Annotated in this window: 13 protein-coding genes and 1 riboswitch; of the genes, 8 read left to right on the top strand and 5 right to left on the bottom strand. The window is 42.1% G+C overall.

Annotated elements, in window-relative coordinates:
- Positions 1 to 215 precede the first annotated feature (215 nt).
- Positions 216 to 1880 (top strand): putative transporter, encoded by a 1665-nt coding sequence (locus BT_RS10595; protein WP_008766579.1) that lies wholly within the window; start codon positions 216 to 218, stop codon positions 1878 to 1880.
- Positions 1881 to 1972: 92 nt separating this feature from the next.
- On the opposite strand, the gene BT_RS10600 is transcribed toward BT_RS10595, so the two are convergent.
- The 4 genes from BT_RS10600 to BT_RS10615 all read right to left on the bottom strand — a co-directional run bounded on the left by BT_RS10600 (position 1973) and on the right by BT_RS10615 (position 7471).
- Positions 1973 to 2608 (bottom strand): AAA family ATPase, encoded by a 636-nt coding sequence (locus BT_RS10600; protein ID WP_008766580.1) that lies wholly within the window; start codon positions 2606 to 2608, stop codon positions 1973 to 1975.
- A 166-nt stretch (positions 2609 to 2774) separates the two neighbouring features.
- On the bottom strand, positions 2775 to 4829 hold the full coding sequence (locus BT_RS10605) for a TonB-dependent receptor (protein WP_011108133.1): 2055 nt from the start codon (positions 4827 to 4829) through the stop codon (positions 2775 to 2777).
- A 75-nt stretch (positions 4830 to 4904) separates the two neighbouring features.
- On the bottom strand, positions 4905 to 5972 hold the full coding sequence (locus tag BT_RS10610; protein ID WP_008766582.1) for a YncE family protein: 1068 nt from the start codon (positions 5970 to 5972) through the stop codon (positions 4905 to 4907).
- A gap of 179 nt (positions 5973 to 6151) precedes the next feature.
- Positions 6152 to 6365, bottom strand: a riboswitch (cobalamin riboswitch).
- A 128-nt stretch (positions 6366 to 6493) separates the two neighbouring features.
- Positions 6494 to 7471: a GntR family transcriptional regulator gene (locus BT_RS10615; protein ID WP_008766583.1), complete on the bottom strand. Its 978-nt coding sequence runs from the start codon at positions 7469 to 7471 to the stop codon at positions 6494 to 6496.
- A gap of 166 nt (positions 7472 to 7637) precedes the next feature.
- On the opposite strand from BT_RS10615, the gene BT_RS10620 reads away from it, so the two are divergent.
- From BT_RS10620 to BT_RS10645, 6 genes are all read left to right on the top strand, one after another.
- Entirely contained in the window at positions 7638 to 9701 is a 2064-nt protein-coding gene (locus BT_RS10620) for a glycoside hydrolase family 127 protein (RefSeq protein ID WP_008766584.1), read from the top strand.
- 192 nt (positions 9702 to 9893) lie between these two features.
- Complete coding sequence (locus BT_RS10625; protein ID WP_008766585.1) at positions 9894 to 11033, top strand: ABC transporter substrate-binding protein; 1140 nt, start codon at positions 9894 to 9896, stop codon at positions 11031 to 11033.
- Positions 11030 to 12046 (top strand): FecCD family ABC transporter permease, encoded by a 1017-nt coding sequence (locus tag BT_RS10630; protein ID WP_008759785.1) that lies wholly within the window; start codon positions 11030 to 11032, stop codon positions 12044 to 12046. Before BT_RS10625 ends, BT_RS10630 begins: the two co-directional genes overlap by 4 nt.
- Entirely contained in the window at positions 12043 to 12798 is a 756-nt protein-coding gene (locus BT_RS10635) for an ABC transporter ATP-binding protein (RefSeq protein ID WP_008766586.1), read from the top strand. Before BT_RS10630 ends, BT_RS10635 begins: the two co-directional genes overlap by 4 nt.
- 123 nt (positions 12799 to 12921) lie before the next feature.
- Positions 12922 to 14277, top strand: a complete 1356-nt coding sequence (locus BT_RS10640) for an MATE family efflux transporter (protein ID WP_008766587.1) — start codon at positions 12922 to 12924, stop codon at positions 14275 to 14277.
- 13 nt (positions 14278 to 14290) lie between these two features.
- A complete protein-coding gene (locus tag BT_RS10645; protein ID WP_008766588.1) occupies positions 14291 to 14854 on the top strand; it encodes a Crp/Fnr family transcriptional regulator in 564 nt (187 codons plus the stop codon).
- A gap of 26 nt (positions 14855 to 14880) precedes the next feature.
- Here BT_RS10645 and BT_RS10650 read toward each other — a convergent pair whose 3' ends face one another.
- The gene (locus BT_RS10650; protein WP_008766589.1) at positions 14881 to 15615 is read right to left on the bottom strand and encodes a GntR family transcriptional regulator; all 735 of its coding nucleotides are present in this window, start codon (positions 15613 to 15615) and stop codon (positions 14881 to 14883) included.
- Between the two features lie 129 nt (positions 15616 to 15744).
- On the opposite strand from BT_RS10650, the gene BT_RS10655 reads away from it, so the two are divergent.
- Complete coding sequence (locus BT_RS10655; protein WP_008766590.1) at positions 15745 to 18438, top strand: ROK family protein; 2694 nt, start codon at positions 15745 to 15747, stop codon at positions 18436 to 18438.
- Position 18439: the final 1 nt, after the last annotated feature.

The following is an 18439-nucleotide window of genomic DNA, read 5'->3' on the forward strand; positions in this document are numbered from 1 at the left end:
CGATTCCTCTTTTTAGAAAAAATTCGCACTACAGGTTACAGAGAGAAAATGAAGAATGATAAACTATAGAATGAAGAATCTCCATGCAACTTAAAGCTAAACGAAGCAAATTCCTCATTCTTCATTTTTAGTTCTCCTTTTATTTGATTAGCTCCGATGTAATGAGTAATTTTGCACCCGTTTTTAAAAGAACATTATAAAAACTACTAATATTTATGGATTGGTTACAAAGTTTATTGTGGGACCCTAGCTCCGTAGCGCACATTGTATTCCTCTACGCTTTTGTAGTGGCAGCCGGTGTGTATCTCGGTAAAATAAAGATATTCGGAGTATCTTTGGGAGTCACTTTTGTTTTGTTTGCCGGCATCCTAATGGGACATTTCGGCTTCACAGCCGATACACACATCCTACATTTCATCCGAGAATTCGGATTGATCTTGTTCGTATTCTGTATCGGTCTTCAGGTGGGGCCATCATTCTTCTCTTCTTTCAAAAAGGGGGGAATGACATTGAACCTGTTGGCTGTAGGCATCGTAGTGTTAAATATTGCTGTTGCATTGGGGCTTTATTACCTCTGGAACGGTCGTGTGGAACTGCCGATGATGGTAGGTATCCTCTACGGAGCTGTGACGAACACTCCGGGACTTGGTGCCGCCAATGAGGCCCTGAACCAGTTGAGCTACAACGGACCGCAGATTGCACTGGGTTATGCCTGTGCGTATCCGCTGGGTGTGGTAGGTATCATCGGTTCTATCATAGCTATCCGTTACATCTTCCGCGTCAATATGACCAAAGAGGAAGAGAGCCTGAAAACTCAGAGCGGAGACGCGCACCACAAGCCGCACATGATGAGCCTTGAGGTACGCAATGAGTCTATCAGCGGAAAAACACTGATTGAAATCAAAGAATTTCTGGGACGCAACTTTGTTTGCTCCCGTATCCGTCACGAAGGACACGTAAGTATTCCGAACCACGAAACGATATTCAATATGGGCGACCAGTTGTTTATTGTCTGTTCGGAAGAAGATGCTCCCGCCATCACCGTATTTATCGGAAAAGAAGTCGAACTGGACTGGGAGAAGCAGGATCTTCCGATGGTTTCCCGCCGTATTCTGGTTACTAAACCGGAAATTAACGGAAAAACGCTCGGTTCCATGCACTTCCGTAGTATGTATGGTGTCAACGTGACCCGTGTCAACCGTTCCGGTATGGACCTGTTCGCTGATCCGAACCTGATATTGCAGGTAGGTGACCGCGTAATGGTAGTAGGTCAGCAAGATGCGGTAGAGCGTGTAGCTGGTGTTTTGGGTAACCAACTGAAACGTCTGGACACACCGAATATCGTTACTATCTTCGTAGGTATCTTCTTAGGTATTCTTTTAGGAAGTCTTCCGATTGCATTCCCCGGTATGCCGACTCCTTTGAAATTAGGTTTGGCCGGTGGTCCGTTGGTGGTAGCTATCCTGATCGGACGTTTCGGACACAAACTTCATTTGGTGACTTACACCACAATGAGTGCCAACCTGATGCTGCGCGAAATCGGTATTGTGCTATTCCTTGCCAGTGTAGGTATAGATGCGGGTGCCAACTTTGTGCAAACAGTTGTAGAAGGCGACGGCTTACTGTATGTAGGCTGTGGTTTCCTGATCACTGTCATCCCGTTGCTTATCATCGGTGCAATTGCAAGACTATATTATAAGGTAAACTACTTCACTCTGATGGGATTGATAGCCGGTAGTAATACGGACCCTCCCGCATTGGCTTATGCCAATCAGGTGACATCCAGTGATGCACCGGCAGTAGGATATTCTACTGTTTATCCATTATCTATGTTCCTTCGTATCCTGACGGGACAGATGATATTACTGGCGATGATGTAAAGCGAACTAATTTAATTAATAAATAAAGCCGACCAAATTCAGAAAGAATTTAGCCGGCTTTATTATTATCGGGATTTTGTTTTCTTTTTCAATTACATTCCAATCTGTAGTTTTTTAGCCACAAACTCTTCCACAAACCGCACCGTCTCCTCAATCCCCAAAGAAGAGGAATCAACACACAAATGATAAGTAGCCGCTGCTCCCCATGTTTTATAACTGTAGTAATTATAATACTCCGAACGTCTCTTATCCGCTTTTTCTATCATCTCTTCCGCCGCCTCCTCATCAATACGATGCATCTGACACAACCGTGCGATACGATCTTCTTTAGTAGCCGAGATAAAGACATTTGCACAACGGGGATGTTCCCGTAAAATATAGTCGGCACAACGTCCGACGAACACACAGGATTTCTCTGCCGCCAGACGACGGATAACATCACTCTGCACCTTAAATAAAGCATCATTGCTCAGACAGTTGGTACATGGCATTGCCCCTTCACTGATGAAAGGAAAACGCATACCGAACAGTCCGCCGATAATGCCTTGCGAGGCTTTTTCATCAGCTTTTTCGAAGAACTCCTTACATAAGCCGCTCTCTTCGGAAGCCAGATTGATCAGTTCCTTATCATAAAAGTCGATTCCCAAACGGGCAGCCAACTTCTCTCCTATTTCTTTTCCGCCGCTACCTAACTGGCGACCGATATTGATAACATAATTACCGCTCATAGTACATTTTGTTTTATGGTTTGATAGCAAACATACGACTTTTTTCTAAAAGATGCACCATTATACAAAAGTTATATTTAAAAGAAACAATCGGAAAGCATCCTTTTTTCATATATACTCTGCCAATAATACATCTACATGGCACAGGAGTCCGGCTATCACCCACCTATTTTTTCTTCTTGCCCCACTTGGGAGTTATACCGATAAAGAACTCGAAGTTAATTCCCGGCATCGGACGGGATAATACCGAAAGATACTCTTCGTCAAAGAGATTATTGACTGTCCCTTTTAAGGATAAATCTGCCCAACGGAGTGAGAATCCTTTTTCAAGGGTCACGTTGCTCATGAGATAGGGTGGAAGATGTCCCGTATAGGATACAGCATTACTCGTCATTGTATAACGTTCGCTATAGTAACACCATTTATAAAGAAGCCCCCAACTGCGATATGTCAGCCTGCCTGATAACGTAGCTGAATATTCGGGTATGTATGGTAACTGCTTCCCTACTGACTGGTCAGCCTTGCTCGTAGGTTCACCTTCATTAATAGAAGGAGTCCACGCAAATGTTCCATTTAATCCAAGCTTCCATGCTTTATCAATTGCAACTGCATAATCAGCCTGTACTTCCACGCCATAGGCGTGTACTTTTTTAAGATTAACGGGGGAATAAAATCCCTTCGACGTAGGTAGCCAAATAATCCAGTCGTTTATATGTTGATCGAACCAGGAAGCCGAACCGGATAATGTATAAACATTATCCTTATCCACAGAAAAGGACAGCCCCGTTTCGTAAGTAAATCCACTTTCATTATTCAATGCCGGATTGCCACCCGGCAAAAAATAAAGGTCATTCAATGTCGGAAAACGATAATTACGGGTAATAGAAGCCTTTGCCATTATATTGCCTCTTTTAGAAAGAACATAATCTACAAAAAAGGCAGGAATAACCGGTGCCCATTTAGTCCCGAACATCTCTCCCCGCAGGACCAATGACATACCCAACCGATTGACCGGCTGCCATTTCAATGAGACATTACCCGACAACTCAATACGTCCTTTATCAAAATAAACAATAGAATCATTCTTCCTTCCCTGACCATACTTATCGTTCTTATTATCATCTTTATTCAGATCTTTATCCAAACTATTCACCAAATGCTGATGAGCCGACACACCCGCCGTCAAAAGGAGTTTATCTGAGAAAAAATACTCTCCATCCAACTGCCCGTAGAAAGTATTGACTTTACTACGTGAACGGGTCATTGTAGCCATTATACCATTTCCCAAATCCCGCTTATAGTCGTACGCCAACCATGTATGCACATAACCTCCCCTTGCCGATACTTTCCAGTTTTCACGCGTATGATCCCATGATAAAACACTTCGCAGTGTATGTTCCCGTTGTCGGTTCTCGAAATCCATAAGATCACCCTGATCGGTCGTCAGTAATGCCAGTTCACGGTTAGAATCAGTATACCACGCATTCAGTCCGAAGCGATCACCTTTACCCGTATTGTAATATACCTCCTGTAAAATGTGCAGATCTTTGTATGCACCACTACGATTACGTTCTATGGGATAATACTGTTCGATTATATTATATTTATCATCATAAATATTCTCTTTCTTATCATGATTACGATATTTATAATCATTGGGCGACGACTGATAGACCGCCCGCGTCGAGATCTGCCAATGTTTATCTCCATACTTCAATTGCAGAAACTCATCGAAGGTACTAAATGAACCGATACCTTGAACATATTGCATTCCGAAGCCTTCTTGATGAGCAGGCACTGTAGATAATTTCACCAATCCTCCCAAACCACCACCAGCCATATTCACCGATGAAGTGCCATGCAGCAAAGAAGCGTCATCTATAAAATAAGATGGAATCATCGAAAAGTCAGTCATCCCCAACATTGGATTGTTGATACGCATACCGTTCCATGTTACCTGTGTATGCGAAGCAGACGTTCCCCGAAATGATACAGTAGAAAGCGTGGCACGTCCGTAGCTTTTTACAAAAATAGAAGAATTGAAAGTGAGTATATCCGCCATTGACAAGGCTATATTCTCCTTAAGCACAAGTGAATCAAATCTGGTCTGCTGTACGCCTATATCTTTCATCGGGCGCTTTCCTAAAATTTCCACTTCACGAATGACAATTCCCTTTTCCGCCCAATTCTTATTGTCGCTGCTGTGTTGTTGTCCACTCATTATAGATGGAAGTAATAAAAGAACTCCTACAAACTGCACTAATAATATATTTCTCCTCATATTCTTCTCTACCGATTACTTCCAACAAAATGCTCCGGGAATAATTCCAACATAAAACTCATCCACAAGTTCCCCATCCTCCGTATAGCGATAAATCATCCCCTGTTGCTGATAGTCAATGGCGTCAGCCACATAGACATCTCCGTTTTTCGGACTAACTGTCAACCCATAATACTTCGTATCACGATACTTGAGGAAAGGACGTACGGGAACACGTTCTTCATCGACAGACATACGCCAGATATCTTTGTTAATCCAGTAAAGCTCATCACCCGCACCATTAAGCTGTACTTCCGAAGGAGCATCTCCCAACTGAAACTTAAATTGTTTCTCTATTTTAAATGTCTCGGCATCAATGCGATAAAGCGACGGCTCCTCATATCCGTATGGACTTCCTTTATACCCTCCATCAGTAATCGTCCACATCTTGAAGTTCTTATCCATCACTAGAGAAGTAGGTTGTATACCTACAGTAAGCTGATCTACCACCTTGTCCGTTGTAGTATCTATCTTTAATATACGATTCTGATAAGACCAGCAATTCACATACACATACTTGCCATACTGCACCATTTGCTCTGTCGAGCCTGTTTCCATCGTCATATCCGGACATTCGATATATCCGGTTATCTGATAAGTTTTGGGATTGACAATAAAAATACGATAATCCCATATTTGTGTAATATAAGCTTTCTCATCCGAAATAAAATGAATATAGCGTGGAGAAGTAAGTCCCGTAATGCGTCCCACCTCTTTGAATGTATTGGTGCTAATAGCGAAGATTACATGAGAATTATTCACTACCACCCATCCAATAGTATCCCGGACAATCATTGATTGCGCTACATCACCCAACTTCATCGCATTAGCCCGGTAAAAGATCTCATTCTCCACCTTTTTCGTTTCCGGATCATAATAAGATAAGGTAGCATTACCGTATTGAAAATTCCCCTCATTCATAATGAAAAGTCCATCTCCTGTAGCCCTGAAAGGCTCCATCTTGCCATAATCCCATTTCATACAACCGACAAAAGCCGTCAGACAGAAGACAATAAATAAAACAGAAAGTAAAATTCGTTTCATAATTAAAAGCGAGAAAAGGTTATTAACTAACTTGTCGCATCACTCTTCAGACATCTGCCGGCAAATCAGGATTTGCGACAAATATCAAACATAGCATTTGTACCGACCGGTTGAATGAGGAATCAATTGAATATAGGAATGAACTATACCAGTTGATTTCTACCCGAAAACCCGCGGGTATAAATCTGCAGCGTCAAGGCAGGTCTTCTGACTCGTCCCCATTTATCACGCCTTCCCAGTGATGTCACCAGTGGCAAAGAATGTGATAAACTCATCTCCCGAAAGAGAGGACTTACAGCAGCAGGTACTGTCCCGGATTTACACCGGATTCCCTTTTCATCGTTTTGGAAGGTTAGACAACTCCAAATACGAACCTTGCAGGTGCAAAGATACTATAATTATACTTCACGCCTCACTTCTCCCCTGTCTTTTTTTTAACAGGAACAAATCTGATGAACAGAATCTTTTAAAATGACGTCACTATGAACATGTATATATGATAAATATAGGATAGATAGTCTTTATAGTGAATTACGAATATTTAAATTCCAAGGATTCTCAATTGTCTCAATCGTTTTTTTATTAATAAGAGAAGCCATCGTGCGTCCCATCAATTTGAAATCAGTAGAAAGAGTAGTAATCCCTCCTGCCAGCACTTCTTTCAAAGGGGTATCATTATAAGATATAATACCGAAATCTTTTCCCGGAACTAACTGCTGACGGTCAGCCTGCTTCAACAAATTGACCAAGTCTCTATCATTAACAACCATAAACACCTCCTGCTTTACAATCTCCCTTCCCTGAATTTCGCCAATGCACTCATGCGTAAAGCCATGCTCTTTACAAAAAGCCCGTAATCCGTCATAACGTTCAAAAGGTTCTTTCGAATCTTTCTGAACCATTACAATATGCTTGTACTTTCGCAAGTTGGACAGACCATACACTAATGCTTCATAAGTATCTTTTTCAAAGTTCTGGAATACAGACGAATATTTCCCTTTCAATTCCGAGTGATAATGATCGAGTAGAAATACGTTTCCGGATAAACTCTCCAGTAAAGGACCAATATCGGCAAATTTGCCGGACATTATAATATAGGTAGTATATTTATGGTTTGCATTATTCACCAAAGTCTCAAACACCTTCCGATTATAGTTATGAAAATAAAGATCAACAGTAGCTGAATTGCCTACTGTCTCCATAAAAGAATTATAAATATCTTCTTTAAATTCATTGAACTCATTGAAAAGCAGAAATATATTGTGTTTGAACGGAACACGCGTACTTACGATATAATACCCGACTCCAGGATTCGATTTAATGATACCTCTCGATTTCAATTCTCGTATTCCGGAAAAAACAGTATCACGAGACAAGCCGTACATTTCTCTAAATTCATTAAGAGAAGGTATCCAGGCACCTTTCTTTAATCGTCCTTCATTAATCCCGTCGATCACATAATCAACTACCAACTTATATTTTGATTTATTGCTTTTCATCGTTCGTTATTTTTGCGCAAAGATACAAATATCACAGCCATACTGGTACGGAGTGGTATGTGTTTTACAACATACAGACCAGTTCGTACTAGTCAAAAAGAATATTCTATCTTTGCGGCAGATTCATCTTCATATAAATTAGAAAGTTAAACATAAAGTTAGAAACATGAAAAGTACAAATCTACTTAAATCCTTGGCAGTTATAGCAACACTATCCGGAACTCCACATAGCGCGGTACAAGGACAGACTGGGAAAGTACAATTTGCGAACATTGAAAACGTAAAAGTGAACGACGCATTCTGGAGCCCCAAATTTAAAACATGGAATGAAGTAACCATCAATGATGTACTAAACAAATTCGAGGGTAAACACACCAACGCCCCGGAACAGCACAATGCTTTCTGTAATTTTGATAAAGTGGCCAAAGGTGAACGTGGCACACAGGGACACTTCGGAGAGCCGTGGTTCGACGGACTTATCTATGAATCGATTCGGGGTATTGCAGATTATCTGGTCATGTATCCGGATAAAGAACTGGAAACACGTATTGACAGATATATCGACCGTATCGAAGCAGCACAAATGACAGAACCAACCGGATACTTAGAGACTTATACACTTCTGAAAGAACCGGAACACCGTTGGGGAGACAATGGTGGTTTCCTCCGGTGGCAACACGATGTGTATAATGCCGGCATGATGATTGAAGCCGCTGTGCATTACTACAAAGCAACCGGAAAAACCAAACTGTTGGAAGTCGCCACCCGCTATACAAATTACATGGCAGACTATATGGGACCAGCACCCAAGAAAAATATTGTTCCCTCTCACTCCGGCCCGGAAGAAGCCATTATCAAACTATACTGGCTATTCAAAGAACAACCGGAACTTAAAAAACAATTATCAGTGTCCGTAAATGAAGACGCTTACTGGAAGCTAGCTACTTTCTGGATTGAAAACAGAGGGCATCATTGTGGCTATCCTTTATGGTTGACTTGGGGCAATGGCAAATCCGAAAAATGGATCAGAGATGCCCAATATAATGCTCCTGAGCATGGCGAGCATAGTCGTCCGACATGGGGAGATTATGCTCAAGACTCAATTCCGGTATTTGAGCAACAAACCATTGAAGGACATGCCGTACGCGCCACACTATTAGCAACTGGTATCACTACTGCCGCTTTGGAAAATCATTCACCTAAATATATAGAAACAGCCAAGCGCCTTTGGGACAATATGACCGGTAGACGTATGTTCATCACAGGAGGAGTCGGCGCTATCCACGAAGACGAAAAATTCGGTCCAGACTTTTTCCTTCCTCCGGGTGCCTATCTGGAAACTTGTGCTGCCATTGGCGCCGGATTCTTTAGCCAAAGAATGAACGAGCTAACCGGTAAAGGAATGTATATGGACGAACTGGAACGCGTTCTATACAACAGTTTGCTTACCGCAGTTTCACTCAAAGGAGACAATTATACCTATCAGAATCCCTTAAACGCAGAGAAACATAATCGTTGGGAATGGCATGGTTGCCCTTGCTGTCCTCCAATGTTCTTGAAAATCACATCTGCTCTTCCGGGATTCATCTATGCATCAGACAAAAAAGGAGTTTATATTAACCTGTTCATAGGCAGTGAAACAGAAATCAAGCTTTCTTCCAAAAACAGCGTACAATTAAAACAAGAAACATCCTACCCTTGGAAAGGCAAAGTCAATATTTCCGTAAATCCACAGAAAACAGACAAATTTCCGATTAAAGTACGTATCCCGGGATGGGCACAAGGCATTGAGAATCCATACGAGCTTTATCAATCAAACTTAAAAGGAGCGCCCCAACTGTTCGTCAATGGGAAATCTGTTCCAATTAAAATCGTTGACGGTTATGCCGAAATCAATAGAAAGTGGCAGAAAGGAGACCTAATCGAGCTTGAACTACCTATACAACCCCGCATCATCACCGCACATACTAACACAAAAGATTTGAGCAACACAGTTTGTATAGCTTCCGGTCCTATCATCTACTGTTTTGAAGACGTAGATAATCCGGATTTCAAAGATTTCCGATTAGACACAAATGCTCCATTGGAAATCATTTATCAAAAGGACTTACTGAATGGAGTGAATATAATCAAAAGTAACGGAAAAACGACTGCTATTGCTATTCCTTACTACTCGATAACTAATCGTAAAAGAGATAGCAGTCATAAAGTATGGGTACCTAAACTCTAAATTAAGTTGTGAAGTTGTAAAGCAAACAATACCGGCACAGCCAACGTGAACGCCGTAGTATTCGTCAAATAACTTTCCGCATCAATACTGAAAAGTTAGATTCAATACATTCACCTCCCAGCGAAACTTTCTCGTAAGGGAGGTGAATTTTCTTCTTTTTTACTACTTTTGTCCTCAGATAAAAACATCCGTATGAAATTTAAATCCATTATTTCAACTATCACGCTATTATGCCTCCTTTCTTTGGCAAGCTGCGTATACAATAAAAAAACTTCTTTGGAAGCATTCAAGCAAGACGTATACATGCCCGAATATGCTACCGGATTCAAGATACTGGGCGCAAAGAATGCCCAAAGCACCTTGATACAAGTATCCAACCCGTGGCAGGGAGCCAAAGATGTAACAATGTCCTACTTCATCTCCCGCAATGGTGAGCTCCCCCCCGCAGGATTCACCGGACCGACCATCCCTGCCGGAGCCCAACGCATCGTATGTATGTCTTCTTCCTACATCGCCATGCTCGACGCACTGGGACAGATGAACCGCATCGTCGCCGTATCCGGCATCAATTACATAGCCAATCCCTACATCCTCGCTCACAAAGATTCTATCAAGGACATGGGTCCTGAAATAAACTACGAGCTGTTACTGGGATTAAAGCCGGACGTCGTACTGCTATATGGCATCGGTGATGCCCAGACAGCCGTGACAGACAAGCTGAAAGAACTCGCTATCCCTTATATGTATGTAGGAGAATATCTGGAAGAGTCACCGCTTGGCAAAGCCGAATGGCTGGTTGCCCTCTCCGAACTGACAGACAGCCGTGACAAAGGCATCGAAGTATTCAGTGAAATCCCCAAACGCTATCAGGCACTGAAAGACCTTACCGCATCCGTAGAGCATCACCCTACCGTGATGTTCAACACCCCGTGGAACGACAGCTGGGTGATGCCTTCCACCCAGAGCTATATGGCACAACTGGTCACTGACGCAGGAGCCGACTATATATATAAGGAGAACACCTCCAACAGCTCCGCCCCCATCGGCCTGGAAACTGCCTACGGACTGATACAAAAAGCAGACTATTGGATCAATGTAGGCACGGCATCCACACTGGACGAACTGAAAAACATGAATCCCAAGTTTGCCGATGCCAAATCTGTCCGTGATAAAACAGTTTATAACAACAACCTGCGGATAACCGCCACAGGAGGCAATGACTACTGGGAATCGGCAGTCGTACGTCCGGACGTCGTATTGCGTGATCTGATTCATATCTTTCATCCCGAACTTGTATCCGACTCAACCTACTATTACAGACATCTAGAATGAAGCAACCTCGTAGACACACCACTCTTTTATTCATCACTTTGGGAATAATCGCCGTAGTCTTATTATTAATAGATATGGCGACAGGGGACACTTATATCCCCATCCCCAAAGTATGGGCCGTACTGACGGGAGGCGAATGCGACGAGATGACACGCAACATCCTTCTCTCCATCCGCTTTATCCGGGTAGTAGTAGCAGGGTTGATAGGTATCGCCTTGTCGGTCAGCGGCCTGCAAATGCAGACCGTTTTCCAGAACCCGCTGGCAGACCCTTATCTGCTGGGAGTCAGTTCCGGTGCGGGACTCGGAGTGGCGTTGTTTATATTAGGTGCCCCGTTGCTAGGCTGGGCAGATTTCCCACTTTTGCAATCCGCCGGCATCGTAGGTTCGGGCTGGATAGGGACCGCCGTCATCTTGCTGGGCGTAGCCATCATCAGCCGGAAAGTAAAGAATATACTGGGCGTACTGATCATGGGAGTCATGATAGGCTACGTAGCGGGAGCCATCATCCAGATATTGCAGTATCTAAGTTCGGCGGAACAACTGAAAATGTTCACCCTGTGGTCAATGGGATCGCTCAGCCACATCACAGCCGGACAGCTGTCTATCATGATACCGGTTGTGTGCATAGGTCTGCTGCTCTCCGTAGCCTGCATCAAGTCACTGAACCTGCTCTTGCTTGGCGAAAACTACGCACGCACGATGGGCATGAGCATCAAACGCTCGCGGACGCTTGTCTTCATCTCTACAGCACTGCTGACAGGAACAGTCACCGCCTTTTGCGGCCCCGTAGGATTCATCGGACTGGCAGTGCCGCACATCACCCGGCTGCTGTTTGATAACGCCGACCACCGGATACTGATGCCGGGCACCATGCTGACAGGACTTATCGCCATGCTGATATGCGACATCATCGCCAAGAAATTCCTGCTGCCGGTGAATTGTATCACCGCACTGCTGGGAGTTCCGGTTATTTTATGGGTAATAGGTAAAAACTTGCGTATATTCAAATGATTCAACTCAAAGACCTGACACTGGGATACGAACAGCGTACGCTGCTGGAAAAAGTCTCCGCCCACATCACGGGAGGACAACTCGTCGCACTGCTCGGCAGAAACGGCACAGGAAAAAGTACACTGCTGCGTGCCGTCATGGGACTGGAAAAGCCCCAAAACGGAGAGATTATCCTGCACGGGAATAACATCGCTTCACTGAAACCGGAAGAACTGGCACGGAACATCAGCTTCGTCACCACCGACAAAGTGCGCATTGCCAACCTGCGATGCAGAGACGTCGTCGCACTGGGACGTGCTCCCTATACCAACTGGCTCGGTCAGCTGCAAGGAGAAGACAAGGAGAAGGTGGACAACGCCATGCACCTGGTAGGCATGGACAGTTATGCGGAAAAGACGATGGACAAAATGTCCGACGGAGAATGCCAACGCATCATGATAGCCCGTGCCCTTGCACAGGACACTCCTGTCATCCTGCTCGACGAACCTACCGCCTTCCTTGACTTGCCCAACCGCTACGAACTCTGTCTGCTTCTCCGGAAGCTGACGCAAAAGGAAGGAAAGTGTATCCTGTTTTCCACACACGACCTGGACATCGCTCTCTCACTTTGCGACACAATCATGCTGATTGATAATCCTCAACTCTACAGCCTGCCTACCAATGAGATGATAACGAGCGGACATATAGAAAGACTGTTCCATAACGAGTCAATCACATTTGACGCACAAGCCATGAAAATAAGAATCAGATAAATATCCCATATCCTGATTTAACAAAAACAAGCATGACAGGCGGAAATTATCAAATGATAATTTTAATCTCCTTACATCCATCTACCTTTGCAGATGTTTTCAACAAACTAAAAATAAGAAGTTATGAAAGATAGTATTGATTTCGGTAGTATGGACATCTCCACATTGTTTCGTAAGTTATTAGTTCCTACGGTACTGGGAATGGTATTCTCAGCTATATTCGTTATTACAGACGGCATATTCGTAGGTAAGGGAATAGGCAGTGACGCCCTAGCTGCCGTCAATATAACAGCTCCACTTTTTATGATCGCAACAGGCATCGGACTAATGTTCGGAGTCGGAGGCTCAGTAGTCGCTTCCATCTATCTGTCTCAAGGTAAACGCAAGGCAGCAAATATCAACATTACTCAGGCTCTTGTATTCTCTACGTTCATCGTATTAGTGATGTCTGCTTTATGTTTTTGCTTCGTAGGGCCATTGGGATGCTTACTCGGAAGTTCAGACAGATTATTGCCTCTTGTCATAGAATATATGATCTGGTATCTACCCTTCCTCGTATTCTATGAGTTATTGAGCACAGGCATGTTTTTCATCCGGCTGGACGGATCTCCCAATTATGCCATGATGTGCAATGCCATCGCAGCTATATTCAATATTATATTCGACTATATTTTCATCTTTGAATTTGGCTGGGGAATGATGGGTGCTGCCTTTGCCACCAGCCTGGGAACAGTAGTAGGTGGATTGATGACTGTAATCTATCTTACGCGGTTCTCCCGCAACATTCATTTGCATCGCATCAAGCTAAGTTTGAAAAGCCTGATGCTAACGCTCCGTAACGGTGGCTATATGATAAAACTGGGAACTTCCGCTTTCATCAGTGAGGCTTCCATCGCCTGTATGATGTTTTTAGGGAATTATGTCTTTATCCATCATCTCGGAGAAGACGGAGTAGCTGCGTTCAGCATTGCCTGCTACTTCTTCCCCATCATCTTTATGGTATACAATGCCATCGCACAATCCGCACAGCCGATTATCAGCTATAATTTCGGTGCCGGGCAACCGGATCGGGTTCGAAAAGCCCTACATCTTGCCATCCGTACAGCTTTAATTTGCGGAATCAGCTTTTTCATCATCACGTTTCTATGCCGTCAGAATATTGTTTCGTTGTTCATTGACCGAAGCTGTCCGGCCTTTGATATTGCGGTCAATGGCATTCCTTATTTTGGGGTTGGATTCATATTTTTTGCCGCCAATATGATAGGCATCGGCTATTACCAGAGCATCAGACGAGGTCAACGAGCCACCATCATCACTCTTCTGCGGGGAGTGGTATTCATGCTGATCGGATTCTTTGTACTTCCACTTGTTTTAGGAGTACCGGGAATATGGCTGGCGGTTTCGTTGGCAGAATTGTTAACGACTCTCTATATTATCGGAATTTATTTCAAAGATCGCTTCATGGTCCACCGACTATGAGTATATTTGCAACATGGATGCATTCATTAAAAAACTCTGCGACAAATATAAAGTATTGGAAAGTGACGTACAGACCTTACTAGGCTGTATGGAGGAAGTACATTTCAAAAAGAGAGACCTCATTGTACGTGAAGGGACAAAGAACAGCAACCTTTATTTTATAAAAACGGGAATATGGCGGGCATATTACCACAAAGACGGAGCAGATGCCACCATCTGGTTCGCTTCAGACGGAGAAGCAGCTTTCTCCGTCTGGGGATATGCAGACAATGCTTATTCACTGATTAATATTGAAGCAATGTGCGACAGTGTAGCCTACAGTATATCCCGCGCAACCTTGAATCAATTATATCATTCTTCCATCGGACTAGCCAATCTGGGACTGCGGCTGATGGATCACCAGCTTCTTCTGCAAGAAAACTGGCTCATCAACTCCGGCAGTCCACGAGCGAAGGAACGTTACCTGACTCTTATCAAGGAGACTCCGGAACTGTTGCAATATGTGCCTTTAAAGTACATTGCATCTTATCTGTGGATAACACCGCAGTCGCTGAGCAGGATTCGGGCATCCTTATAATCTTCACTTTTTTTATGAGTATAAGATCAAATATTTCTCTCAAACTCAAGTGAATAAATAAAACTGTCCGCACGATAATATCCTATATTCCATTCCAACGGACACCCTTCGGGATCATAAACAAACCTTTTACGCACCAAAATTGGATCTCCGACCTTTATCTCAAGCTTACCAGCAATGTACTTGTCAGCCAGCCTGGCACTAATATCTTCTTTAGAAACTTTTGCAATAGCATGATAATCTCTTTCCAATATCTCATAAAGAGGTCTGGAGAAATCCTCACTTCCTGTTAAACCTATTTTAGGATTAAAATAGGATATAAAGTACACGAAAGGGTATTCTTGATTTCCACGTAAACGCTCTAACTTCAGTATTCTTTTTACATCAGGAGCATTAAAAAAAAGGGCTATATCATCTGTAGGCTTTGTCCAGCTAACATGAAGTTCATAATTCATTGGTACAATTCCCAAAGTTTTCATTTCCTGTGTGAAACTCATCCAATTCTGAGCTTTGGAACATACAGCTGAATTTACAACAACTGTACCTACTCCCTTTTTCCTCATCAGCAATCCTTCGTTCACAAGGTTATTAATCGCCTGTCTCAAGGTATTACGAGATATGCCCAATTGTTTAGACAAATCAATTTCATTTGGAAGCATTTTACCTTGTTTATATTCCTCCCCTTTGATAATAGTCCTCAACTGTTCTTCTATCTGAAGATAAAGGGGGATTGCGCTGTTATGGTTAACTAATATCTTCATGATTAACTTTTTTACAAAGATAAAAATAAAAATAAAAACAGGCAATACTTTTTGTTCTTTTCAAGAAAAAGAATACATTTGCAAATGTTTATATGTTCAGACATACTAATTAATTAAATCATAATAACTATGAAGTATTATTTGGGAATAGACATAGGTGGTACACATATAAAAGGTGGAATCGTCAACCTTCTAACGAATGACATTCATCAAAACATACTATCTCACGAAGAACTGAATGCCACAGATTCAACATCAAGCATCATTACGAAAGTCAGAAAAGTTATTACTGACATTCAAGCCTGTATGCCCCTATCTAAATTAGGCGGAATCGGTATAGCCATGCCCGGTCCTTGCGACTATGCCAAAGGTATAGTTGCCATTTATGGTGTGCCAAAGTTTCAGTCACTTTTCGGTCTTAACCTTAAAGAAGAAATTAAAAAAGTATCTGACCTGAATACTGTTTTCATAAATGACGCATCCGCTTATGCCCTTGGAGAGTATTATGCAGGAGCAGCAAAAGACACAAGTAGAAGCATTATAGTCACAATCGGCACCGGACTTGGAAGTACATTTCTTGAAAATGATACTGTTTTGAACGAACTGACAGAAGGAATACCTGAACATGGATATCTCTACAACATACCTTACCGAGACGGAATGGCAGATGACTTTTTTTCGACAAGATGGTTTGTAAATACATGGAATATGCTATTTCCAGATAAAAAGGTAACTGGCGTAAAAGAAATCGCACTACGCGCTTCGAACGGAGACAATAATGCACAGTCATTATTTGAAAACTTCGCTTCAAATTTCGTAGAATTCATAACCCCATTCCTGCTAAATTTTAAACCGGAGAAACTTATTATAGGAGGAAATATAGCGAAAGCTTCTGACTTCTTTTTAGATAATATTCAGTTTCAATTAAAGAAACTCAATTTAATCACTAAAATAGATATCTGTAAATTATGGGATATGTCGCCATTAATCGGATCTGCTATTTACACAAGCAACATACTTGAAAATATGGAAAATACAAAAGAGAAAAGACACACACAGCAATTTATTGCACCTACTAACTCTACTGCCACCCCATCAGGAGAATATGATATATACCCGGCATTTCCATTGGGAAAAGGCAAAATTGGGAAAGGTATAAACCAACTAGCTGACTGGATAGAAAAGCATTCCCAAATAAAAATAGATGGTTATATTGGAGTCTTTTGGGATGAATTAATCATTAAGTTAGGAGAAGAACTCAGAAAAAGAGGAAAGAATGTGCGATTCTTTCATTCCAGTGTAGCAATGAAAGATCCACAGACTATTGAAAAAATGATTGCTCCTTATCTTGGAGGAGATAATCCGTTATTCGGCACCATTACTGATAAGCATTTGGTTAATTGGTTTGATGAAAATAAGCTTAATTCCATACAACCTGACCCGGAAGCAGATTTAAATATATTTATAGGTACAGGAGCAGCCCTATCTCAATGGAAAGCTCCCCTGATTTATATTGATATTCCTAAAAATGAGATTCAGTTTAGAATGCGCGCCGGAGCCATCAATAATTTAGGATTAGATTATCGAAAAGACAATCAACAGGCTTACAAACAACTATATTTTGTAGACTGGATTGTTCTTAATAAGCACAAAAAGCAATGCCTGCCTCTGATTGACCTACTTATTGACGGACAAAGAGAATGGGATGAACTATTAATGATTTCAGGAAATGACCTACGAGAAGGATTGCACAAAATGAGCCGCAATTTCTTCAGAGTTCGTCCATGGTTCGAGCCTGGCGCCTGGGGAGGACAATGGATGAAAAATCATATTCAAGGATTAAATAAAGAAGTAAATAATCTGGCATGGTCTTTTGAACTGATGGTACTTGAAAACGGACTAATGCTGGAGAGTGACGGATATCGGCTTGAAGTATCTTTCGATTTTCTTATGTATAGTGATTATCAGAATATATTAGGAGAATGTTCGGAAACATTTAAGTACGATTTCCCGATACGTTTCGACTTTCTAGACACCTTTGACGGAGATAATCTTTCTATCCAATGCCATCCACGCCCCCGATATATACAAGAGCATTTTAACATGCCATTCACCCAAGATGAGACATATTACATATTGGATTGTAAAAACTCGCCATGTGTATATTTAGGCTTTCAAGACAACATCGTCCCTGAGGAATTCCAATATACCTTGGAACGAAGTCAACAAAAAGCAACGAAGGTAGAGATAGAAAGGTTTGTTCAAAAACACCAAGCTAAAAAGCACGATTTCTTTCTTATTCCCAATGGCACCATACATGCTTCAGGAAAAGATTGCGTGGTATTGGAAATAAGTAGCGCACCCTATATTTTCACATTTAAAATGTACGACTGGATACGCATGGGATTAGACGGGAAACCACGACCTCTAAACATTCAACACGGAATGAATAATCTATATTTTGAAAGAAAAGGGGAAAAAGTAATCCAGGAATTGATATGCCATCCATATATCATGAAAGAAAATCAGGAGTGTACTATAGAGCATCTACCTACTCATAAAGAGCATTTTTATGATGTATATCGTTACACCTTCAAAGACCGTATTCAAATGAATACAGAAAATACATGCCATGTATGTATGATAGTAGAAGGAGACTCCGTTTGCATTGAAACAGAGGACGGCATGAAACAACGCTTTAATTATGCAGAGACTTTTGTCATCCCTGCTGCTGCCCGATCATATACAATCATAAATGAAAATCCCGACAAAAGAATAATGTTGGTAAAAGCCTTTGTAAAAAAAGAAGTTACTTTGAAATAAT

Source organism: Bacteroides thetaiotaomicron VPI-5482, from assembly GCF_000011065.1.
GTDB lineage: Bacteria > Bacteroidota > Bacteroidia > Bacteroidales > Bacteroidaceae > Bacteroides > Bacteroides thetaiotaomicron.

Bases quoted from the DNA above. Each gene is read 5' to 3' on its own strand.
- BT_RS10655 (WP_008766590.1), top strand. From the start codon at position 15,745: ATGAAGTATTATTTGGGAATAGACATAGGTGGTACACATATAAAAGGT.
- BT_RS10615 (WP_008766583.1), bottom strand. From the start codon at position 7,471: ATGAAAAGCAATAAATCAAAATATAAGTTGGTAGTTGATTATGTGATC.
- BT_RS10620 (WP_008766584.1), top strand. From the start codon at position 7,638: ATGAAAAGTACAAATCTACTTAAATCCTTGGCAGTTATAGCAACACTA.
- BT_RS10605 (WP_011108133.1), bottom strand. From the start codon at position 4,829: ATGAGTGGACAACAACACAGCAGCGACAATAAGAATTGGGCGGAAAAG.
- BT_RS10645 (WP_008766588.1), top strand. From the start codon at position 14,291: ATGGATGCATTCATTAAAAAACTCTGCGACAAATATAAAGTATTGGAA.
- BT_RS10610 (WP_008766582.1), bottom strand. From the start codon at position 5,972: ATGAAACGAATTTTACTTTCTGTTTTATTTATTGTCTTCTGTCTGACG.
- BT_RS10595 (WP_008766579.1), top strand. From the start codon at position 216: ATGGATTGGTTACAAAGTTTATTGTGGGACCCTAGCTCCGTAGCGCAC.
- BT_RS10635 (WP_008766586.1), top strand. From the start codon at position 12,043: ATGATTCAACTCAAAGACCTGACACTGGGATACGAACAGCGTACGCTG.
- BT_RS10625 (WP_008766585.1), top strand. From the start codon at position 9,894: ATGAAATTTAAATCCATTATTTCAACTATCACGCTATTATGCCTCCTT.
- BT_RS10630 (WP_008759785.1), top strand. From the start codon at position 11,030: ATGAAGCAACCTCGTAGACACACCACTCTTTTATTCATCACTTTGGGA.
- BT_RS10650 (WP_008766589.1), bottom strand. From the start codon at position 15,615: ATGAAGATATTAGTTAACCATAACAGCGCAATCCCCCTTTATCTTCAG.
- BT_RS10600 (WP_008766580.1), bottom strand. From the start codon at position 2,608: ATGAGCGGTAATTATGTTATCAATATCGGTCGCCAGTTAGGTAGCGGC.
- BT_RS10640 (WP_008766587.1), top strand. From the start codon at position 12,922: ATGAAAGATAGTATTGATTTCGGTAGTATGGACATCTCCACATTGTTT.